This is a genomic window from Microbacterium aureliae (genome assembly GCF_054780155.1).
On the sequence record NZ_BAAGWW010000001.1, the window covers coordinates 1,058,583 to 1,078,265 of the forward strand.

At 70.0% G+C, this 19,683-nt stretch carries 16 protein-coding genes; 6 read left to right on the top strand and 10 right to left on the bottom strand.

Going from position 1 to position 19,683, the window contains the following annotated elements; all coding sequences use genetic code 11:
• Positions 1-2 precede the first annotated feature (2 nt).
• From ACYVF4_RS05160 to ACYVF4_RS05185, 6 genes are all read right to left on the bottom strand, one after another.
• Positions 3-1,031, bottom strand: coding sequence for an ABC transporter permease (locus ACYVF4_RS05160; RefSeq protein WP_460720385.1), 1,029 nt, complete (start codon positions 1,029-1,031; stop codon positions 3-5).
• Positions 1,028-2,584, bottom strand: coding sequence for a sugar ABC transporter ATP-binding protein (locus tag ACYVF4_RS05165; RefSeq protein WP_460720387.1), 1,557 nt, complete (start codon positions 2,582-2,584; stop codon positions 1,028-1,030). Before ACYVF4_RS05165 ends, ACYVF4_RS05160 begins: the two co-directional genes overlap by 4 nt.
• Before the next feature lie 79 nt (positions 2,585-2,663).
• On the bottom strand, positions 2,664-3,731 hold the full coding sequence (locus ACYVF4_RS05170; protein WP_460720389.1) for a substrate-binding domain-containing protein: 1,068 nt from the start codon (positions 3,729-3,731) through the stop codon (positions 2,664-2,666).
• A gap of 201 nt (positions 3,732-3,932) precedes the next feature.
• Positions 3,933-5,264, bottom strand: a complete 1,332-nt coding sequence (locus tag ACYVF4_RS05175; protein WP_460720391.1) for a dihydrolipoamide acetyltransferase family protein — start codon at positions 5,262-5,264, stop codon at positions 3,933-3,935.
• Positions 5,264-7,456: an alpha-ketoacid dehydrogenase subunit alpha/beta gene (locus ACYVF4_RS05180; protein ID WP_460720393.1), complete on the bottom strand. Its 2,193-nt coding sequence runs from the start codon at positions 7,454-7,456 to the stop codon at positions 5,264-5,266. The genes ACYVF4_RS05175 and ACYVF4_RS05180 overlap by 1 nt, the downstream gene beginning before the upstream one ends.
• Positions 7,457-7,596: 140 nt before the next feature.
• Positions 7,597-8,598, bottom strand: coding sequence for a 6-phosphofructokinase (locus ACYVF4_RS05185; protein WP_460720395.1), 1,002 nt, complete (start codon positions 8,596-8,598; stop codon positions 7,597-7,599).
• A gap of 158 nt (positions 8,599-8,756) precedes the next feature.
• Here ACYVF4_RS05185 and ACYVF4_RS05190 point away from each other — a divergent pair, with 158 nt between their 5' ends.
• The 6 genes from ACYVF4_RS05190 (at position 8,757) to ACYVF4_RS05215 (ending at position 15,825) form a co-directional block, all read left to right on the top strand.
• Positions 8,757-10,607: a LuxR C-terminal-related transcriptional regulator gene (locus ACYVF4_RS05190; RefSeq protein ID WP_460720397.1), complete on the top strand. Its 1,851-nt coding sequence runs from the start codon at positions 8,757-8,759 to the stop codon at positions 10,605-10,607.
• A 106-nt stretch (positions 10,608-10,713) separates the two neighbouring features.
• Positions 10,714-11,577 (top strand): class II fructose-bisphosphate aldolase, encoded by an 864-nt coding sequence (locus tag ACYVF4_RS05195; protein WP_460720399.1) that lies wholly within the window; start codon positions 10,714-10,716, stop codon positions 11,575-11,577.
• Complete coding sequence (locus ACYVF4_RS05200) at positions 11,577-12,380, top strand: HAD-IA family hydrolase (protein WP_460720401.1); 804 nt, start codon at positions 11,577-11,579, stop codon at positions 12,378-12,380. The genes ACYVF4_RS05195 and ACYVF4_RS05200 overlap by 1 nt, the downstream gene beginning before the upstream one ends.
• 54 nt (positions 12,381-12,434) lie before the next feature.
• Positions 12,435-14,180, top strand: coding sequence for a dihydroxyacetone kinase family protein (locus ACYVF4_RS05205; protein WP_460720403.1), 1,746 nt, complete (start codon positions 12,435-12,437; stop codon positions 14,178-14,180).
• 17 nt (positions 14,181-14,197) lie between these two features.
• Entirely contained in the window at positions 14,198-14,752 is a 555-nt protein-coding gene (locus ACYVF4_RS05210) for a VOC family protein (RefSeq protein ID WP_460720405.1), read from the top strand.
• Positions 14,753-14,826: 74 nt separating this feature from the next.
• Complete coding sequence (locus ACYVF4_RS05215; protein ID WP_460720407.1) at positions 14,827-15,825, top strand: zinc-binding dehydrogenase; 999 nt, start codon at positions 14,827-14,829, stop codon at positions 15,823-15,825.
• Here ACYVF4_RS05215 and ACYVF4_RS05220 read toward each other — a convergent pair.
• The 4 genes from ACYVF4_RS05220 to ACYVF4_RS05235 all read right to left on the bottom strand — a co-directional run bounded on the left by ACYVF4_RS05220 (position 15,812) and on the right by ACYVF4_RS05235 (position 19,664).
• Positions 15,812-16,744 (bottom strand): transketolase family protein, encoded by a 933-nt coding sequence (locus ACYVF4_RS05220; protein ID WP_460720409.1) that lies wholly within the window; start codon positions 16,742-16,744, stop codon positions 15,812-15,814. The two genes, ACYVF4_RS05215 and ACYVF4_RS05220, sit on opposite strands and share 14 nt — an antisense overlap.
• On the bottom strand, positions 16,737-17,594 hold the full coding sequence (locus ACYVF4_RS05225) for a transketolase (protein ID WP_460720411.1): 858 nt from the start codon (positions 17,592-17,594) through the stop codon (positions 16,737-16,739). The genes ACYVF4_RS05220 and ACYVF4_RS05225 overlap by 8 nt, the downstream gene beginning before the upstream one ends.
• Positions 17,591-18,037, bottom strand: a complete 447-nt coding sequence (locus tag ACYVF4_RS05230; protein WP_460720413.1) for an RpiB/LacA/LacB family sugar-phosphate isomerase — start codon at positions 18,035-18,037, stop codon at positions 17,591-17,593. Before ACYVF4_RS05230 ends, ACYVF4_RS05225 begins: the two co-directional genes overlap by 4 nt.
• Positions 18,038-18,185: 148 nt before the next feature.
• Positions 18,186-19,664, bottom strand: coding sequence for a helix-turn-helix domain-containing protein (locus ACYVF4_RS05235; protein WP_460720415.1), 1,479 nt, complete (start codon positions 19,662-19,664; stop codon positions 18,186-18,188).
• Between the last annotated feature and the right edge of the window lie 19 nt (positions 19,665-19,683).

Below are 19,683 nucleotides of genomic sequence, written 5' to 3' on the forward strand. Positions count from 1 at the left end.
CCTCAGCTGGCCGTGAAGACCAGCGCCTGCTTGTTCGCCTTGCGCTGGCGGGAGTAGATGAATGCGAGGATGAGGACCAGCACGGCGCCGAAGAACAGGCCGTTGTAGGACGAGTCCAGCCCCAGATGGATGAGCGTGCTCTGGAACAGCTGCCAGAGGATCACGCCGAGGACGGTGCCGAGGATCGTGCCCTCGCCGCCGGTGAGCTTCGCGCCGCCGATGACGACGGCGGCGATCACCGCGAGTTCGGTGCCGATCAGGGCGGCCGGGTTGATGTAGGCCAGGTTGCTGAAATACACGATGCCCGCCAGTCCCGCAAGCGCCCCGACGTACATGTAGACGAACAGCTGGATCTTCAGCAGGCTCATGCCGGTGCGCGAGGCCGACTCGGCGTTGCTGCCGAGGGCGTACACCGAGCGCCCGATGCGGGTGCGGTAGAGCAGGAACCAGGTCAGCAGGCAGGCCGCGGCCACGACGATGATGAAGACGGTGAGCCCGGCCTGGGACCCGCCCACCTGGAAGGTGACCAGTCGCGCCGACCCGAAGTCGAGCATCGAGGTGGGGACATCGGTGCGGGTGAAGGTCTTCATGCCCAGCAGCAGCGCCATCGCACCGTGGAAGACGCTGGCGGTGCCGAGGGTGACGATCAGCGTCGGCAGCTCGTAGAAGTGGATCAGCAGGGCGTTGATCGCGCCCAGCGCCGAGCCGATGATGACGGCGAAGGCGATGATGAGGATCAGGTTGTCGATTCCCAGCGCCCGGCTCAGCAGCACGGCCGAGTATCCCGAGACGATCGCCACCGCGGCGAAAGAGACGTCGATGCCGCCCGAGATGAACACGACGAGCACGCCCAGGGCGAGGATCATGATCGCCGAGCCGCTGCGGACGAGGTCGAAGGCGGTGGCCGCGGTGAAGAAGGTGGGGCTTCGCAGCGCCACGATCACGGTGTACCCGACGATGATCGCCAGGAGGGTGGCCTCCATCGGGGTCATCTTGCGGTGGAAGACTCTCTGGAACGGCGAACGGCTCATGAGTGGCTCTCCTTGTGCTCCGCACCGGCGTGCTCGAGTTCGGCGTCCGGGTCGCTGATGATCGCGATGAGCTCCTCGCGGAACTGCGGCGCGCTCACCTCTTCCTCCTCGAAGGAGTGGATGATCCTGCCGTCGTGCATGACGAGCACGCGGTTGCAGTTGGCGGCGATCTCTTCGGCCTCGTCCGAGATGAAGATGACGGCCATCCCCTCGCGGGCGAGGCGGTGGATCTGCTCGTAGATCTCGGCCTTGGAGCCGATGTCGATGCCGACGGTGGGGCTGTCCAGGATGAAGACGGCCGGGTCGCGGAAGAGCCACTTGCCGATGACGATCTTCTGCTGGTTGCCGCCCGAGAGGCCCGAGACGACGGTGCGGATGTCCTTGTTGTTGACCTGCATCGCGTTGACGATGCGGGTGGCGAGGTCGGCCTCTTTGCGCTTGGACAGTCCGCCGAAGCGCGCGAGGATGCGGCCGAGCATCGTGGACGAGGCGTTGACGGCGATGCTGCGCCGACCGAACAGGCCCTGGGTCTGCCGGTCCTCGGGGAGCAGCGCGATGCCGTGCTTGATGGCGTCCCAGGGTGCGGAGATGTTCACGGGCTCCCCGCGCATCTCGATCGTGCCGCCGGTGGGCTTGTTCAGGCCGAAGAGGCTGAGGGCGATCTCGGTGCGCCCCGATCCCAGCAGACCGGTGAGTCCGAGGATGTCGCCGGGGCGGATGTCGAAGCTCACCGATTCGTAGTGGCCGGTGCGCGAGAGGTCGCGCACGCTCAGCACGGGGGCGTCGTCGGTCTGGGTGCGATGGTAACGCTCGTAGACGACGTCGCGGCCGGTCATCAGCTTGCTCAGCGAGCGCTGGTTGAGCTCGGATGCCTTGAAGTCGCCGACCTTCAGCCCGTCGCGGAAGACGCTGATGCTGTCGGCGACCTTGAAGACCTCGTCGAGCTTGTGACTGATGAACACGATGGACAGGCCGCGTCGCTTGAGCTCCAGCACGATGTTCAGCAGGCGCCCCACCTCGCGGCTCGTGAGGGCGGTGGTGGGCTCGTCCATGAAGAGCAGGCGGGCGTCCATGCTGAGCGCGCGGCAGATGGCCACGATCTGGCGGTTGGCCATCGACAGCGACGACACCGGGGCGTCGAGGTCCAGGTCGACGCCGACCCGCTCGATCTGCTCCTGCGCGATGCGGCGCGTGCGGGACCGGTTCACGAACGGGGTGCGGTCCTGCAGCATGTGGTTGATGGCGATGTTCTCGGCCACGCTCAGGTGCTCGAAGAGGGACAGGTCCTGGTAGATGACCTGGATGCCGGCGGCCACCGCGTCGCTGGGGTGGTGCCAGGCGACCTCCTCGCCGTTGAAGACGAGGGTGCCGGAATCGGGGGTGTACACGCCCGAGACGATCTTGGTGAAGGTCGACTTGCCCGAACCGTTCTCGCCGGCGAGGCAGAGGATCTCACCTCGCCCGATCTCGAGGTCGACGCCGCGCAGAGCGCGGATGCCGCCGAACGAGATGTGCAGGTCCTTGGCGACCAGCAGCGGCTCCTGAGTGGACATCGTCGTCTTCTCCTTTGGTGCGGGGAAAGGGGTTCCCCGGTGGGACGGCCCCAGGGCCGCCCCACCGGGGACTGGATGATCAGAACGGGTAGTCTCCGTCGGCGAAGTCGCCGGGGAAGTACTGCTGGATGTCGTTGCCGATGATCAGCTGTCCGTCGACCGTGATGGACTCGTAGCCCGGCCAGCCGAGATCTGCGCCGGCGGCGACCTCTTCACCCTTGAGCATGTCGAGGGCGACCTTGTTCAGCGCCCAGCCCCAGCCGGCGGGGTCCCAGCCCTGGCCGGCCGACAGGTAGCCGTCCTCGAGGTCCGGACCGGCCACCGAGGGCAGGGTCAGAGCGACGTTGGCGAGGTCGGTGCGGCCCTTGTCGCGCAGCGCCGAGGCCATGCCCGAGCCGCCCGAGGGGGTGGTGGCGAAGTAGCCCTTGAGGTTCGGGTACGTGTTGAGGATCTCCTCGGCCAGCGCCCGGCTCTTCTGGTCGTCGTTCTCGTTCTCGTAAGGGGTCGGCGAGACGTTCTTCATGTCGGGGCACTCGGCGGCGATGTACTCGTTCGCCGCGGCCAGCCACTCCATGTGCGACTCGCTGGTGAGAAGGCCCACGCTCGTGGCGTACTCGCCCTCGCAGCCCATGGCATCGGCGAGCTGCTTGCCGAAGCCCTTGCCGAACTCGGCGTTGACGAACGCCTCGACGTCGAAGTCGATCGAGTCGGTGCCGACCAGCTGCGTGGCCTCGGTGACGCCGACGATGATGCCGGCGTCGCGGGCGCGCTTGAGCACGGGGGCGATGCCGAGCACATCGTTCGGGACGACGATGATGGCGTCGACCTGCTGAGCGATCAGGTCCTCGACGATCTGGATCTGCTGGGCCGGGTCACCGGCGTCGGGACCGGTCTGGTAGGCCTCGACCTCGTCGCTGTACTCGTCGTTGAACATGTCGACACCCTCCGACATGCGCTGGAACCAGGTGATGCCCTCGACCTTCGAGACGGTGACGATCTTGAACTTGCCGTCGCCCGACCCCGAGTCTCCGCCATCGGTGGATCCCGAGCCGCCGGCGCCGCCGACGGTGGTGCAGCCCGCCGCCAGAACGGCCGTCGCCGCGAGCGCGACCACTCCCGCCGCTGCCCTGCTGTGCTTGCGAATCATGTGTGTTCTCCCTTGAACGCTTCTCGGGTCTCACCCGGTACAAGAACGATGACAGTTCCGCCCGATCCCAGAAATCAGGGCTTTCCCTATACGGCGGTAGGGACTCCCCTACGTACCGCGCCGGCCCCCGTCACGACGAAGCGCGCCGTCGCGGGCCCCCGAGAGGGAGCTCGCGGACGGCGCGCTTTCGCTCGCGTCGCGTCAGACCAGGATGGTCAGCGGGGCCTCGACGGTGGCCTTGAACGCCGCCAGCCACTTGGCGGCGAGGACGCCGTCGATGGGGCGGTGATCGAAGGACGCCGTGACGGTGACGGTGCGGCCGACCTCGATCCGGCCGTCCACGACGACCGGGGCCTGCACGACCGCGCCGACGGCGAGGATCCCCACCTGCGGCGGGTTGATGATGGCCGAGAACTGCTCGATGCCGTACATCCCCAGGTTCGAGATGGTGAAGCAGCCACCCACGATCTCCTCCTGCTTGAGCTTGCCGTCGTCGGCCCGCACCACGAAGTCGCGCACGCGCCTGCCCACTTCGGACACGCTCATGCCGTCGACGTCGCGCAGGACCGGCGTGACGAGTCCTCGGTCGCTGCCGATGGCCACCGCGATGTCGATGCGCTCGAAGCGCCGCACCGCGTCGGGCAGCCAGTTGACGTTCATGTCGGGCACCTCGCGGAACGCCCGCGCGGCGGCCTTGACGAACAGGTCGTTGATCGACACGCGCGTCTCGGACGCGGCGTTGATCTGCTCGCGCAGGGCCAGCAGGTCATCCACCCGGAGGGTCGCCTGCAGGTAGAAGTGCGGCGCGTCGCGCTTGCTGCCCACGAGGGCGTTGGCGATGGCCCGCCGCAGCTTGGTGTGCGGGACGTCGGTGTACGACCCGCTGTCGGGCGTGCTGCCCCCGGCGGGCGCCCCGGGCTCGGCTGCGGGCGCAGCCGCCGGAGCGGGCGCGGGCGCGGCCGCACCCGCCGCCTGAGTGGCCAGGTGCGCTTCGAGATCGGCACGCACGATGCGGCCGTTGGGTCCGGTCCCCCGGATCCCCTCGAGCGAGACGTCGGCCTGCTGGGCGAGTCGGCGGACGAGCGGCGTGGCGAAGATCCGCTCCCCCGCAACCGCCGGCGCGGCCGGTGCCGCGGGTTCCGCCGGCGCGGCGGGAGCCGCAGCGGCCGGGGCGGGTGCGGGTGCCGGGGCGGGCTCGGGCGCAGCCGCGGTGGGCGCGGCCGCGGCCTGAGCCGGGGTTCCGCCGCCGAGCCCGAGGCTCGCCAGCAGCGCCTCGCCGGCGCTGTCGTCCTCACCCTTGGACAGGAGCACCGCGATGGGGCTTCCCACCTCGACGGACTCCCCCGCCTCGGCGAGCGTGCGCCACAGGACGGCGTCGTCCTCGACGGGGATGTCGACGTTGGCCTTCTCCGTCTCGACGACCGCGATCGGGTCGCCGGCCTTCAGCGATGCGCCGGGCTGGACGGTCCACTCGACGAGAGCGGCCTCCTCGGCATCGGCCGAGACTCCCGGCATCCGGAGCAGGGTAGCCATCAGCGGACCTCCTTCCGACGCGGAGCGAGATCGCTCAGCGCGTCCACGACCTGATCGACGTCGGCGAGCGCCGCCGCCTCGAGCACCTTGCTGATGCTCGGCGAGGACTCCGCACCCGTGACGCGCTCGACGGGGGCGTCGAGCCAGTCGAAGTAGCGGCGCTGGATCTCGTCGGCCAGCAGCGCGCCGTACGAGGTCTGGCGCGAGCCCTGCTCGACGATGAGCACGCGGTTGGTCTTCTTGATGCTCGCCTCGATGGTGTCCCAGTCGATGCTGGCGGCATCCAGCCACCGCAGGTCGACGACCTCGGCGTCCACGCCGCTCTTCTCGGCGGCGTCGAGCGAGACGTGCACCATCGAGAGGTAGGTGAGGACGGTCACGTCGCTGCCCTCACGACGCACGGCGGCCTTGCCGATCGGGATCATGAAGTCCATGTCCCCGGCGGGGATCGGACCCTCCATGCGGTACAGGTCGGCGTCGTGCTCGAGCACCGCGACGGGGTCCTCGCAGTGGAGCGAGGAGTTCATCATGCCGATGTAGTCCAGCGGCGTCGAGGGGGCGGCGATGCGCCAGCCGGCCGAGGACGCCATGACCGCGGTGGGGTCCATGGAGTGCTGCGAGCCGTACCCGGTGCGGGTGCCCACTTTGATGCGCATGACAAGCGGCATCGCGTGACGGCCGCCGAACATGTGCCGGGACTTGCCGATCTGGTTGAACAGCTGATCGGCGGCGACCCACACGAAGTCGGCGTACATCAGCTCGATGACCGGGCGGTAGCGGCCGTCGAAGGCCACCCCGCCGGCCAGGCCGCAGAACGCCGCCTCGCTGATGGGCGTGCCCAGCACGCGGTCGGGGAAGGCCTCCTTCAGGCCTTTGGTCGCACCGCGCGGCCCGCCGCTGAGCTTGTGGACGTCCTCGCCGAGGACCATGATCCGATCGTCCTGCTCCATGCGGCGCTTCATGACGTCGGCGACGACGTCCACGAAGCGTGCGTTCTCGGTCTTGCCGGCGAAGTCCGCCTCCTCGGCGAAGCGCGCGCCGTCGAACTCCGACAGGTCGCTGCGGATGCCCTCGTTGATCGTCGCGGGGTCCGGCCACAGCTCCTCGCGGAAGCGGCGCGTGCCCTTGCCGGCGGGGTCGAGCTCGAGCAGCTCGTCCACGATGGCGGACATGACGGCCTTGGACCGGGTGCGGATGCCCGCGACCTCGTCCTCGGTGAGGATGCCGCGGCGCACCAGATGCGAGCCGATGAGGTCGAGCGGGTCGCGCTGGCGCCACGCCTTCTCCTCGTCGCGGTCGCGGTAGCCGAAGGCGCTCCCCGGGAACGGGCCGTTCTGGTGGAAGTAGCGGTAGACATCGGCCTCGATCATGGTCGGGCCCCCGCCGGCGCGCATGACCTCGATCGCTTCCTTGGTGGCCAGGTAGACCGCCAGCGGGTCCATGCCGTCGACCTTCCAGCTGGGGATGTTGAAGCCCAGCGCGCGCGCCGACAGGCGCGGCTCGCCGGTCGCCTCGTCGACCGTGGTCGAGACGGCGTACTGGTTGTTCTCGACGAAGAAGCAGATCGGCAGCTTCCACGCCGACGCCAGGTTCATGCTCTCGAGGACCGAGCCGATGTTCATCGCGCCGTCGCCGAAGTACGTGATCGACACCGCGTCGGTGCCGGCGTGCTTGTCCGACCACGCGAAGCCGGCGGCGAACGGCACGGCGCCGCCGACGATGGCGTTGGTGCCCATGGCTCCGAACGGCTTCCACTGCAGGTGCATCGAGCCGCCGCGGCCGCCGCAGTAGCCGTCGGCCAGACCGCAGATCTCCTCGAGGCTGCGGCGCAGCACCGTGCGGATGTCGGCCGAGATGTCGGCACGCGGGTCGAAGCCCTCGGGCGCGACGGCGCCGAAGGCCTTGGCCAGGAACTGGTGGTGGCCGCGGTGCGAGCCGTTGATCTGGTCGGCGGCGGTCAGCGGGACGATCGAGCCGACCGCGCCGCCCTCCTGGCCGATGCTGGAGTGCGCGGGGCCGTTGATGAGCTTCTGGCCCGACAGGTCGAGCACCGCCTCTTCGAAGGCGCGGATCAGGTGCAGCTCGACGGCCATCGTCGACAGCAGCGCGGGGTCCGCCTGGTTCCAGTCCTTATCGGTCGTGCTCAGCTGCACCCAGGGGGATGCGGGCTGCAGTTTCGTGATCGTGGTCATCGAGTCCTCGTCCATCTTCGGTCCGTGGTCGTGGGGTCATCCTCGGCGTACCGAGGGCCATCTGACCCCAACGTATGCCGCGGGGTCAATGGGGGATATGAGGGCTTACCCCCCTGCGGAGTGGGGAACTCCCCCAGGGGTCAGCCGACGGCTGCGGCGCGATAGTGCTCGTCGGGCACGGGACGGTGGCTGCCGACGACGGCGGCCAGCGGCATCCGCACGATGTCACGGCCGCGCGGCACGATCATCGATCCCCAGCCGTCGTCGTGCAGAGCGTCCACGGCCGCGCGGCCGAGCCGCGCCGCCAGCACGCGGTCGGCGGCGCTCGGGGTGGCGCCCCGCTGCAGCGCGCCCAGGGCGGTGGCCCGCGCCTCCACACCGGCGACGCGCTCGATCGCCGCGGCGAGCACCGTGCCGATGCCGGACCCCGGGGCTACGACCGTGGCGGCGCCGTCGGATCCGGCGAGACGGAAGCCCTCGGCCACGATGACGAGCGGGGACCTGCCGCGCCGGAGCGGTCGCTGCAGGGATGCGGCGATCTCGTCGATCGAACGGGGGAACTCCGGCAGCAGCACGAGATGGGCGTTCGTGGCGGCGCCCGCGTGCATGGCGACCCAGCCGGTGCGGGTCCCGACCACCTCGGCGATCGTGCAGCGGTGATGGGCCTCGCCCGTCGCCCGGAGCCGGTCGATGGCGTCGACGGCGGCGGCGACGGCGGTGTCGAAGCCGAGCGAGCCGTCCGTGGCGACGACGTCGTTCTCGACGGACTTGGGGACGGCGACGATCGGGATGGCGTGCTCCTGCAGTGCCGCGGCGGTGCTCAGCGTGCCGTTGCCGCCGATGACGACGAGCGCGTCGATGGCGAGGACGCGCAGCGCCTCGCGCACGCGGTCGACCCCGCCATGGACGCCGGCGGGCTGGAGCCGCGAGATGCCGAGGATCGTGCCGCCGGTCTGCGAGATGCCGCGCACCGACCGCCAGTCCAGCACGATGGAGTCCAGCTCGAGCACGCCCCGCCACCCGTCGACGAAGCCGACGAACTCGTCACCGTGCTCGCGTTCGCCGTGGCGGACGACGGCGCTGATGAGCGCGTTGATGCCGGGGCAGTCGCCCCCGCTGGTCAGGATCCCGATCCGCGTCATACCGGCGCCACCTTCGAACGCTGTTCATTGCTCTCTGGGAAAGTAGTTGTAATCTCAGGCACGCGACCATGAGGATTTCCCCGCCCCGCACGTAGGGAATCCACCACTGGCCGTAGAACCACCAGAGCTCGTCGAGCCGAGACGGTCGAGGAGGACCTGTGAGCAGCGACATCGCCTCGGGGATCCCGGGGATCACCGGCATCCCGAACGACTTCGACACCGCCCGTCAGTTGCGGGCGATCTCGGCGTCGGCGGCCGATCTCGCCGGCCGGTTCGAGCTCCAGCCGCTGCTGGAGAGGATCCTGCGGCACATCATGCGCCTGTTGGAGTGCCGTTCGGGGTCGATCTGCCTCGTCGACGAGGCGGCGGGCACCTACACCAAGCGCGTGGACCTCGGGGTCGGCTGTCAGGAGGGCGCGACGTTCTCGCTCGAGCAGGGTGCGACCGGCGAGGTCGTCAGGTCGCGATCCGCGGTGATCCTGCCGGCGTACTCCATGATCCCCAACGGCCACATCGCCCCCGATGATCCGCGGGCCGAGTGCGCCGTGATCGGCGTCCCCATCCGGTGGGGGGATCGGATCGTCGGCAGCTGCGTGGTCTTCAGCGACGGGCCGGGCCGGCTGTTCACCAGCGCCGACGCGCAGCTGGCCGAGCTCTTCGCCAGCCACGCCGCCATCGCCCTGGCCAACGCCGAGCTGCACGCCAAAGCCACCAAGCGCGAGCGCGAGGCCGCCGTCGCCCACGAGCGCGAGCGCGCGGTGCGCGACGTCTACAACACAGTCGGCCGCTCGCTCGGCGCGCTGATCGAACGGCTCGACGCCGCTCAGGCCGATCTCCCCCGCGAGCACCCGGCCGCCGCCGCTGTGCGCGCGGCGCGCGAAGAGGCGCAGGAGGCCCTCAGCGACACCCGCCGCACGGCGCTCGGCGTCGGCCCCGCGGCCCTCGAGGGACGCTCGCTCGAAGAGGCGCTGCGGCTGGAGCTGGAATGGGTCGCGGACGTGACCGACCTCAAGACCCAGCTCACCGTGAACGGCACTGCGCGCGAGCCCTCGGCCGAGGTCGCGCACCAGCTCTACCGCATCGCCGAAGAAGCGCTGAAGAACGTCGTCGCCCATGCCCGCGCCTCGAGTGTCCGCGTGGGTGTGCTGTACGGCACCCAATCGATCACGCTCGTCGTCGACGATGACGGCCGCGGCTTCGACGTGCCCGAGACGCAGAGCTTCGAGGGCTCGCTCGCACGCGGCAGCCTGGGCCTGCACGGGATGTCCTCGCGCGTGCTCCACTTCGGCGGCGACCTGAAGATCGAGTCCATCCCCGGGTGGGGCACGAAGATCCGCGCCATCATCCCGGACTCCCCATCGGGGGACGTCGCCTCCGAGCACAAAGCCTGGAAGGTGCTCGTCGCGAGCGCCCAGCCGCTGGTCTCGGCGGGTCTGGTCGGCCTGATGCACCTGCACGAGCCGTCGATGCAGATCGCCTCGGACTCGGGCTCCCTTGAGGAGGTGCGCCACAGCATCGCCCAGCTCGTGCCGGACGTGGTCGTCCTCGACCTCGACACGCATGGCATGAGCCTGTCCGAGGTGAGCGCGGCACTCCTGGACGCCAACGCCAAAGGCGCCCTGGTGGTGTACATGGACAGCCCCACCGTCGAGCAGGTTCGCCTGGCCCGCCAGCTCGGCGTGCGCGGGTATCTCAGCCGCAAGTCGGCGCCCGAGGTGATCGTCCGCAGCATCGTCGCCGCCGGCAAGGGGCAGGCCCTCATCGAGGGCGACCTCTACGAGCACCTCACCGAGGTGTCCGCGGGCGAGGACAAGGGCGAGCGGCTCACGGCGCGGGAGCTGGAGGTGCGCGCTCTGGTGGTGAAGGGCTACGCGGACAAGCAGATCGCCACCGAACTGGGCATCTCGGTGAAGACCGTCGAAAAGCACGTGGGCTCGCTGCTGCGAAAGACGGGCGCGACCAATCGCACGATGCTGGCGAGCATGGGCGAGGACCGCCCGGCGTTCTGATCGCGACCCCTACTTGATTCCCCTACTCCGACCGGGGGACTCCCCTCATAGTTCCGTGCGGCACGCTCCCATAGCGTGAACGGCAGGACCAACAAGGGAGTGTGTCATGACGGTGGTTTCTCTGCGTGAGATCCTCGAGCCGGCTTTCGCGCAGCGGTACGGAGTACCCGCGATCAACATCTTCAACGACCTCACGCTGGAGGGTGTCCTCGCCGGTGCGGTCGAGGCGAACTCGCCCGTGATCGTGCAGACCTCGGTGAAGACGGTGCGCAGCATCGGCGCCCCCGTTCTGGCCGCGATGTGGCGGTCGATGACGGCGGGCATCGAGGTGCCGGTCGCGCTGCACCTGGACCACTGCCCCGACCGCGCGGTGGTGACGGCGTGCCTCGAGAACGGCTGGAACTCGGTGCTCTTCGACGCCTCCGAGATGCCGGTGCAGGAGAACCTGCGCCAGACCATCGAGGTCGTGCAGGAGGCGCGCCGCTACGGCGCGCAGGTCGAGGGCGAGATCGAGGCGATCACCGGGGTCGAGGACGACCACGGCTCGGACGAGGTCGCGGCGCGCCAGTCGCTCGAGGAGTCGCTCCGCTTCATCGATGAGTCGGGTGTCGACGTCTTCGCCCCCTCGATCGGCAACGCCCACGGCAGCTACACCTCCGCGCCGGTGCTCGACTTCGACCGCGTCCGCCAGCTCGTCGAGGCGCGCAGCATCCCGATCGCCCTGCACGGCGGCAGCGGCTTGAGCAGCGAGCAGTTCCGCGAGCTCATCTCGCTCGGCTGCGCCAAGGTCAACATCTCCACGGCGCTCAAAGAGACCTACATGAAGTCGACGCTGGCGTTCCTCAAGGACGCCGAGGCGAAGAACAAGTGGGACCCGCCGTCGCTGTTCCGCCACACCCTGGACGATGTCGTCGCCCTCGTCCGCGGCCTCGCCGAGGAGTTCGGCTCGGCCGGAAAGGGCGGCCGCTGATGCCCGCACTCATCTTCGACTGCGACGGGGTCCTCGCCGACACCGAGCGCGACGGTCACCTGCCCGCGTTCAACGCCACCTTCGAGCACTTCGGGCTGCCGCTGCGGTGGACGACCGAGTCGTACGCCGAGAAGGTCCGCATCGGCGGCGGCAAGGAGCGGATGGCGAGCGTCCTGACCCCCGAGTTCATCCAGGCCAACGGCCTGCCGGAGGACCCGGAGGAGCTGCGCGAGGTCGTCGGTCAGTGGCACAAGTACAAGACTGCGCAGTACACCTCGCTCATCGACAGCGGCGTCCTGCCCACCCGCCCCGGCATCACGCGCCTCATCCGCGCGGCGCACGAGGCGGGCTGGAAACTCGCCGTCGCCTCGACCTCGGCCCGGCCGTCGGTCGAAGCGGTGCTGCGTCAGGCGGTGGGCGACGAGATCATGAAGGACTTCAAGGTCTTCGCCGGCGACGACGTGCCGCGCAAGAAGCCCAGTCCCGACATCTACCTGATGGCCGTCGAGGGCCTGGATGCAGACCCCGAGCAGACGGTCGTGATCGAGGACAGCGAGATCGGCCTGCGGGCCGCTCACGCGGCGGGCCTGCGCACGATCGTCACCGTCAGCGGCTACACCGCCGGAGAGAACTTCGAGGGCGCGTCCCTCGTGGTCAGCTCGCTCGGCGAGCCCGAGGGCGTCGGGTCCGAGACCCTGGCCGCCGCGCCCGGGATCGAGCCCGAGCCCTACATCTCCCTGCACACCCTCCACCGCGTCCTGGACGCGGACCGACCCCCGCGTTCCGAACCGGAACCGGCCTGACCCGGCACTGGAACCCCAGTCCGCTGATCACTCAACGAAGGAGTTGAACGAGACATGACAACGCTTGTCAACGACCCGAAGGACTTCCCGAAGGAACTCGTCGAAGGGTTCGTCGAAGCCAACCCGGACTACGTGCGACCCGTCTTCGGCGGCGTCGTGCGCGCCACCCAGTCCCGGCCCGGAAAGGTCGCCGTGATCTCGGGCGGCGGCACCGGCCACTACCCCGCCTTCACCGGCTGGGTCGGCCAGGGACTGCTGGACGGCGCGGTGACGGGAAACATCTTCTCGTCCCCCAGCGCCTCGCAGGCGGTGAGCGTCGCCCGCGCGGCCAACCAGGGCGGCGGCGTCCTGATCGCCTTCCTCAACTACGCCGGCGACGTGCTGCACTTCGGGCAGGCCGCCGAGCGCCTGCGCTCCGAGAACATCGAGGCCCGCACCGCGGTCGTCACCGATGACATCGCCTCGGCGCCCATCGAGAAGCAGTCCCAGCGCCGCGGCATCGCCGGCGGCCTGGCGGTGTTCAAGATCACCTCGGCCGCCGCCGAGGCGGGCCTGTCGCTGGACGAAGTCGTCGACGTCTTCCACGCCGCGAACGAGCGCGTGCGCACCTTCGGCGTCGCCTTCTCGGGCTGCACGCTACCCGGCGCCGACCACCCGCTGTTCGAGGTGCCCGCGGGCCAGATGGGCGTCGGCCTCGGCGTCCACGGCGAGAAGGGCATCTACGAGACCGACCGCGGCACCGCCGACGACGTCGCGAAGCTCCTCGTGGAGCGGCTGCTCGAGGACCGCCCGGCCAACTCCGGCAAGCGCGTCGTGGCCGTCCTCAACGGACTCGGCTCGGCCAAGTACGAGGAGCTCTTCGTCCTCTACACCCGCGTGTCCCAGCGGCTGCGCGACGGCGGCCTCGAGGTCGTCAAGGGCGAGGTCGGCGAGTTCATGACGTCGCTGGACATGGGCGGCGTCTCGCTGACCCTCATCTGGCTGGACGACACCATCGAGGACTACTACTTCGCCGAGTGCGACACCGCCGCGTACACGCGCCGGGCCCCGATGGCGCCGGCGCTCCCGGCCGACGTCGCGTTCAACACCGAGCCGGAGCCGCTCCAGGTGACCACCCCCGGAAGCGACGACTCGCGCGTGGCCGCCGGGCTCATCACCGAGGGTCTGCGCAAGGTCAGCGAGGCGATCGAGTCCCAGCGCGAGGCGCTCGGCGACCTGGACGCCATCGCCGGCGACGGCGACCACGGCATCGGCATGACCCGCGGCTCCGCCGCGGCGTCGAAGGCTGCGACCGAGCTGCACGCGGCCGGCGGTGGCGCGCAGACGGTGCTCGTCGGCGCGGGCGACCGGTGGTCCGAGAACGCCGGTGGCGCCTCGGGCGCCCTGTGGGGCGCGGCGCTGACGGCTGCCGGCAACGTCCTCGGCGACGTGGACCGTCCGGATGCCGCCGCCCAGGCCCGCGCGCTGCGCGCGTTCCTGCAGTCGCTGCAGCGCCTCGGCCGTGCCGAGCAGGGCGACAAGACCATGCTCGACGCGGTGATCCCCTTCGTCGAGGCGTTCGAGTCGGCCGTCGCCGGCGGCGCGGGCACGCTCGCGGCCTGGCAGCAGGCCGCCGACGTGGCTCAGTCCGCCGCGGACGCCACCGCGGAGCTGACCCCGAAGATGGGCCGCGCACGCGTCCTGTCGCAGCGGTCGGTGGGCTACCCCGACCCGGGTGCCGTCTCGTTCGCCCTCGCCGTCCGCACCATGACCGAGCACATCGCCGGCGCGAAGCAGAGCTCCGCGACCGACGCCGAGTGAAACAAGGAGATACGAAAATGGCCATTCCCGGCATCCGCGGCATGGAGCACATCGGCTTCACCGTGCCCGACCTGAACCAGGCGTGCGACTTCTTCGTCAACATCCTCGGCGCGACGGAGCTGTTCGTCGCCGCGCGGGACTTCAAGGACGACGAGGGCACCTGGATGTACGACCACCTGCGGGTCAACCCGCGGGCGAGGATCAAGGAGTTCCGCTACCTGCGCCTGGGCAACGGCAGCAACCTCGAGATCTTCGAGTACGAGTCGCCCGACCAGAACACCGAGCAGCCGAAGAACAGCGACATCGGCGGCCACCACCTGGCCTTCTACGTCGACGACATGGACGCGGCCATCGCGTACCTGCGCGAGAACGGCGTCGAGGTGCTCGGCGAGCCCACCAGCTACACCGAGGGTCCCAACCTGGGTCTGACGTGGTGCTACTTCATGGCCCCGTGGGGCATGCAGCTCGAGGTCGTGTCGTCGCCGAACGGCACCACCTACGACAACGACGCCGCCGCCACCGGCAAGCCGCGCCTGTTCCACCCCGCCCTGGTGGACGAGACCAAGGTCTGATCCACCCTTCACGAGGAGGGCCGCATCCCGTCGCCGGGGCGCGGCCCTCCGTCGTTCTCGCAGAGAGGTTCACCATGACCGACGACCTGAGCCGCGCCGTCACCGTCCACCGGGGCGACGCCGGCGACCTGATCTTCGACGAGCGGATGCTGCCGGTCGGGCCCCCCGGACCCCACGATCTGCTCGTGGCGGTGGGAGCGGCATCCGTCAATCCCGTCGACTCCAAGGTTGCCCGCGATTCGCCGGATCCCCGCGTGCTGGGGTTCGACGCCTCGGGCGAGGTGCTCGCGGTCGGCGAGGCGGTCACCCTCTTCCGTCCCGGCGACGCCGTCTTCTACGCGGGCACGCTCCGCCGGCCCGGCTCGCACCAGACGCTGCAGCTGGTCGACGAGCGCATCGTCGGCCACCGCCCGGCGGGCATGACGGTCGAGGACGCCGCCGCCATGCCGCTGACCTCGATCACCGCGTGGGAGGCGCTGTTCGACAAGCTCAAGCTCAGCGCCGACGCTGCGGGCACACTGCTGATGATGGGCGCGGCCGGCGGCGTGGGCTCGGTGCTGGTGCAGCTGGTGCACGCGCTCCTGCCGGGCGTCCGGGTGATCGCGACCGCGTCGCGGGAGTCCTCGCGCGCGTGGCTCGCCGACCTCGGCGTGGACACCGTGGTCGACCATGCCGGCGACCTGGTGGGGCAGGTGCGCGCGCTCGCGCCGGGCGGCGTCGACTGGATCGTCAGCCCCCACTCCCAGGGGAGGATCCCGGACTACGCCGCGATGCTGCGCCCCTTCGGCGAGATCGTGGGCCTCGACCGCGGGCCGATCGAGGTCACCGCACTCAAGCCGCTGAGCGCGTCGTGGCACTGGGAGTTCATGTTCACGCGCGCGGACCCGAGTGGGCCGACGGACCTCGCCCACCACCGCATCCTGGAGTCCGTGGCGGCCCTCGCGGCGGAGGGTCGGCTGCGCACGCCCCGCACCGAGACGGTGGACGACGCGACGCCGGCCACCCTGGCCGCCGCGTACCAGCGGGTCGCGGCGGCCGGGGTGGCCGGCAAACTCGTCATCAGGATGCGGTGACGAACGCTCCGATCCGGTCGGCCAGCGACTCGGCATCCAGCCCGCAGTCCGACAGCAGCATCTCGTAGGGACCCGACGAGATGTAGCGGTGCGGGACGCCGATGAGCTCGTGCGGCACCGGCCGGTGACGGGCGATCAGCTCGGCGACCGCGCCGCCGAGGCCGCCGCGCTCGTAGTGCTCCTCGATCGTCACGACGCGGCCGGTGCGCGAGATCGACTCCAGGATCGCGTCGGCGTCCAGCGGCTGGATGGTGGCCATGCCGAGGTGGTCGACCGAGATGCCCTTGTCGGCGAGCGCGTCGGCAGCTTCGATGGCGGCCGCGGTGAGCTGACCGGTGCTGATGACCGTGACGTCGTCCCCGGTGCGCAGCGCCCGCGCCTCGCCGATCTTCAGCGGCGGGTCGGCGAACAGGTCGGGGATCGATCCGGCGCCGATGCGCATGTACACAGGCCCCTCGATGGCGACCATCTCCTCGACCGCCGCCTCGATCTCGTGGCAGTCCTGCGGGGCCAGCACCGTGACGCCGGGGATCATCCGCGTGATGGCGAAGTCCTCGAGCGAGTGATGGGTGGGACCCAGCTGCGAGTAGGACATGCCGCCGTTGCGGCCGACGATCTTGACGTTCTGCTTCATGTAGCCGACGTCGTTGCGGAACATCTCGTAGTTGCGCACGGTGACGAACGGCGCGATCGCGCAGAGCACCGGGATCTTGCCCGAGGTGGCGAGCCCCGCCGCCACGCCCGTGGCGGCCTGCTCCATGATGCCCAGCTCGATGTAGCGGTCGCTGAAGCGGTCGCGGAAGGCGCCGAGCCCCGAGCTGAGCCCGGAGTCGACCGAGAGGGCGACGATGTCGGGATTGCGTTCGGCGACGGCGGTCAGCGCCGCACCGAAGACCTTGCGGGGATCGCGCTCAGCCACCGACGACCTCCAGGCTGTGCTGCCTGACGAGGGCCTCGAGCTCGGCCACGGCGCGATCGAGCTCGCCGTCCGCCGGCGTCCAGTAGTGCGAGTCCAGACGTCCGGCGAGGAAGCTGATGCCGTTGCCCTTGACCGTGTGAGCCACGATGGCGGTGGGCTTGCCGGGGGTCAGCGGGCCCGACTCCACGGCGTCGAGGATGGCCCCGAAGTCGTGGCCGTCGACCTCGCGGGTCGCCCAGCCGAAGGCCGCGAGCTTGGCCGCCACCGGACCCATGTCCATGACGTCGGCGGTGGGGCCGCTGATCTGGAAGCCGTTGCAGTCGAAGAACACCACGAGGTTGTCCACGCCGTGGTGCGCGGCGGCCGCGAAGGCCTCCCAGTTCGACCCCTCCGCCAGTTCGCCGTCGCCGACGACGGCGAAGACGCGGCGGTCGCTGCCGTCGATGCGACCGGCGATGGCCATGCCGATCGCGATGGCGACGCCGTGGCCGAGGGCGCCGGTGTTGGCCTCCACTCCCGGGAGCTTGTGCATGTCCGGGTGTCCGGGGAGCCGGGACTTGTACTCGCCGTAGGTGTCGAGCACCTCTTCGGGGAAGAACCCGAACTCGGCCAGCACCGCGTACTGGGCGAGCGCCTTGTGTCCCGCCGAGAGCAGGAAGCGGTCGCGGTCAGGGTCGTCGGGGTTCGCGGCGTCGACGTTGAGCACGCGGCCGTAGAGGGCGGTGAGGATGTCGATGCACGACAGCGCGCCGCCCAGATGGCCGGAGCCGGCGGCGCGCAGCATGCGCAGGACGTTGAGGCGGGCGCGGGTCGCCTGCACGGGCAGGTCGCCGAGGAGCTGATCCGTCACTGGCCGCGCCGCTCGGCTTCGTACTCGGCGATGGCGGCGACCTTGGGGGCGCTGCGGCTCTCGGCGTCGAAGTTCAGTTCGAGGTAGCGGCTGAGCATCGTCTTGGCCAGCTCCGGGCCGGTGACCTGCGCACCCATGGCGACCATGTTGGCGTTGTTGCTCAGCTGCGCGCGCTCGGCGGAGTAGACGTCCGACAGCAGCGCACAGTACGCGCCGTCGACCTTGTTCGCCGCGATCGAGACGCCGATGCCGGTGCCGCACAGCACGACGCCGCGGTCGTACCGGCCGGCGGCGACGGCTTCGGCGACGTCGGTGGCGGTGTGGGCGTAGATGGGGTCCTCGGCGCCGAGGTCCTCGACCTCATGACCCAGCTGCTGGGCCAGGTCCATCAGCGTCTGCTTCAGCTCACCGGCGTTCGGGTCGGATCCGAAGGCGATTTTCATGTGGGGGCTCCCGTCGTCTGTGAGGACCGAGCAGCCGACCATTCGACACGGGCATCGGTCCTGGTTAACAGTGAAAGCCAGGCCGCCATGCCGCCGACAGTGGGAGAGACCCTACGGAAACTGGGGAAGTTCCCTACCCGGCGCCGCCTCAGCGGGGCGCGTGCGCCTCGAGGAACTCGTAGACGTCGGTGGTGTCCACGCCCGGGAACGACCCCATGGGCAGGGTCGCCAGCAACGTCCGCGGCGTCCGCACGTTGGGCCAGGAGTTCTCTCGCCACGTCGCCTCGAGATCGGCCGGCGCCCGGCGGCAGCACACTTCGACGGAGTGCTTGGACACTCCCCGATTGCCGGTGTCCCGCCCGAGGAACCACTTGGTGTCGTCGAAGCGCACCCCCACCGACACCGAGTGCGCGCCCTCGCTCGACTGCTCCACGCGCGCCGTGCACCAGTAGGTGCCGTTGCCGGTGTCGGTGTACTGGTAGTACGGGTTGAAGTGGTCGTCCACGTCGAACACGACCCGCGAGGTCCACTTGCGGCAGCACATCTGCCCCTCGATGGAACCGAGCCGGTCGGTGGGGAAGTTCACGTCGTCGTTCTCGTACGCCTTCGTGATCGTCCCCGACTCGTGCACCTTCAGGAAGTGCACGGGCAGCCCCAAGTGCACGGTAGCGAGGTTGGTGAAGCGGTGCGCGGCCGTCTCGTACGACACCGAGTACGCGTCGCGCAGGTCCTCGATCGAGATGGCGCGGTCCTTCTTCGCGTCCTGCAGGAACGGCACGGCGTGGGCCTCGGGGATCATGAGCGCGCCGGTGAGGTAATTCGTCTCGACCCGCTGGCGCAGGAACTCGGCGTACGATGTCGGCTCGGCGTGGCCCAGGATGCGGCTGGACAGCGCCTGCAGCACCGCCGTGCGGGGATCGCCCTTCGAGGTCAGCCGGCTCGAGAGGTAGAGCCGGCCGTTCTTGATGTCGGCGACGCTGCGGGTGGTCTGGGGCAGGTCCGGCACGTAGTGCAGGGTGAAGCCGAGGTGGGCTGCGATGTCGGATGCCGTGCGCTGGGTGAGCGGTCCGCCCGGGTGGTCGACGGCGTCCAGGATGCCGCGGGCCTGCCGCTCGAGATCGGCGAAGTAGTTGTTCTGGGTGCGCATCAGCCGGCGGAGGGCGACGTTGGCCCGCCGCGCCTCTTCGGGCGTCGCGGCGCGCTCGTCGTTGAGCCGGCCGATCTCGCCCTGCAGCGCCAGCATCGCCTTGAGCACCTCGGTGGGCACGGACTTGCCGATGCGGAACGGCTCGATGCCGAGGGCGGTGAAGGTGGGGCCGCGCATCGCGCGCTCGAGGGCGATCTCGAGGGTCGAGCGCTCATCGAGCGGCTCGGACTCCAGCAGCGCGTCCAGCGTCGTGCCGAGCGCCCGGGCGATCGTCTGCAGCAGGGTCAGCTTGGGCTCGCGCCGGCCGTTCTCGATCATCGAGAGCTGGCTCGGCACGCGGTCGATCGCCGCGGCGAGCTCGTCGAGCGTCATCCCGCGCTCGGTGCGAAGCTGCCGGATCCGGCGGCCGATGGTCAGGGCATCCACCTCTTCATCGTCGACGCTGTCGACGATCGATTCGCGGGCCGGAGTGAGGGTCATGGACCGATTCTGTCACAGA

Coding starts and splice junctions, on each gene's coding strand:
- ACYVF4_RS05215 (WP_460720407.1), top strand. CDS start 14,827: ATGACCGACGACCTGAGCCGCGCCGTCACCGTCCACCGGGGCGACGCC.
- ACYVF4_RS05170 (WP_460720389.1), bottom strand. CDS start 3,731: ATGATTCGCAAGCACAGCAGGGCAGCGGCGGGAGTGGTCGCGCTCGCG.
- ACYVF4_RS05235 (WP_460720415.1), bottom strand. CDS start 19,664: ATGACCCTCACTCCGGCCCGCGAATCGATCGTCGACAGCGTCGACGAT.
- ACYVF4_RS05205 (WP_460720403.1), top strand. CDS start 12,435: ATGACAACGCTTGTCAACGACCCGAAGGACTTCCCGAAGGAACTCGTC.
- ACYVF4_RS05175 (WP_460720391.1), bottom strand. CDS start 5,264: ATGGCTACCCTGCTCCGGATGCCGGGAGTCTCGGCCGATGCCGAGGAG.
- ACYVF4_RS05230 (WP_460720413.1), bottom strand. CDS start 18,037: ATGAAAATCGCCTTCGGATCCGACCCGAACGCCGGTGAGCTGAAGCAG.
- ACYVF4_RS05160 (WP_460720385.1), bottom strand. CDS start 1,031: ATGAGCCGTTCGCCGTTCCAGAGAGTCTTCCACCGCAAGATGACCCCG.
- ACYVF4_RS05185 (WP_460720395.1), bottom strand. CDS start 8,598: ATGACGCGGATCGGGATCCTGACCAGCGGGGGCGACTGCCCCGGCATC.
- ACYVF4_RS05210 (WP_460720405.1), top strand. CDS start 14,198: ATGGCCATTCCCGGCATCCGCGGCATGGAGCACATCGGCTTCACCGTG.
- ACYVF4_RS05200 (WP_460720401.1), top strand. CDS start 11,577: ATGCCCGCACTCATCTTCGACTGCGACGGGGTCCTCGCCGACACCGAG.
- ACYVF4_RS05180 (WP_460720393.1), bottom strand. CDS start 7,456: ATGACCACGATCACGAAACTGCAGCCCGCATCCCCCTGGGTGCAGCTG.
- ACYVF4_RS05165 (WP_460720387.1), bottom strand. CDS start 2,584: ATGTCCACTCAGGAGCCGCTGCTGGTCGCCAAGGACCTGCACATCTCG.
- ACYVF4_RS05195 (WP_460720399.1), top strand. CDS start 10,714: ATGACGGTGGTTTCTCTGCGTGAGATCCTCGAGCCGGCTTTCGCGCAG.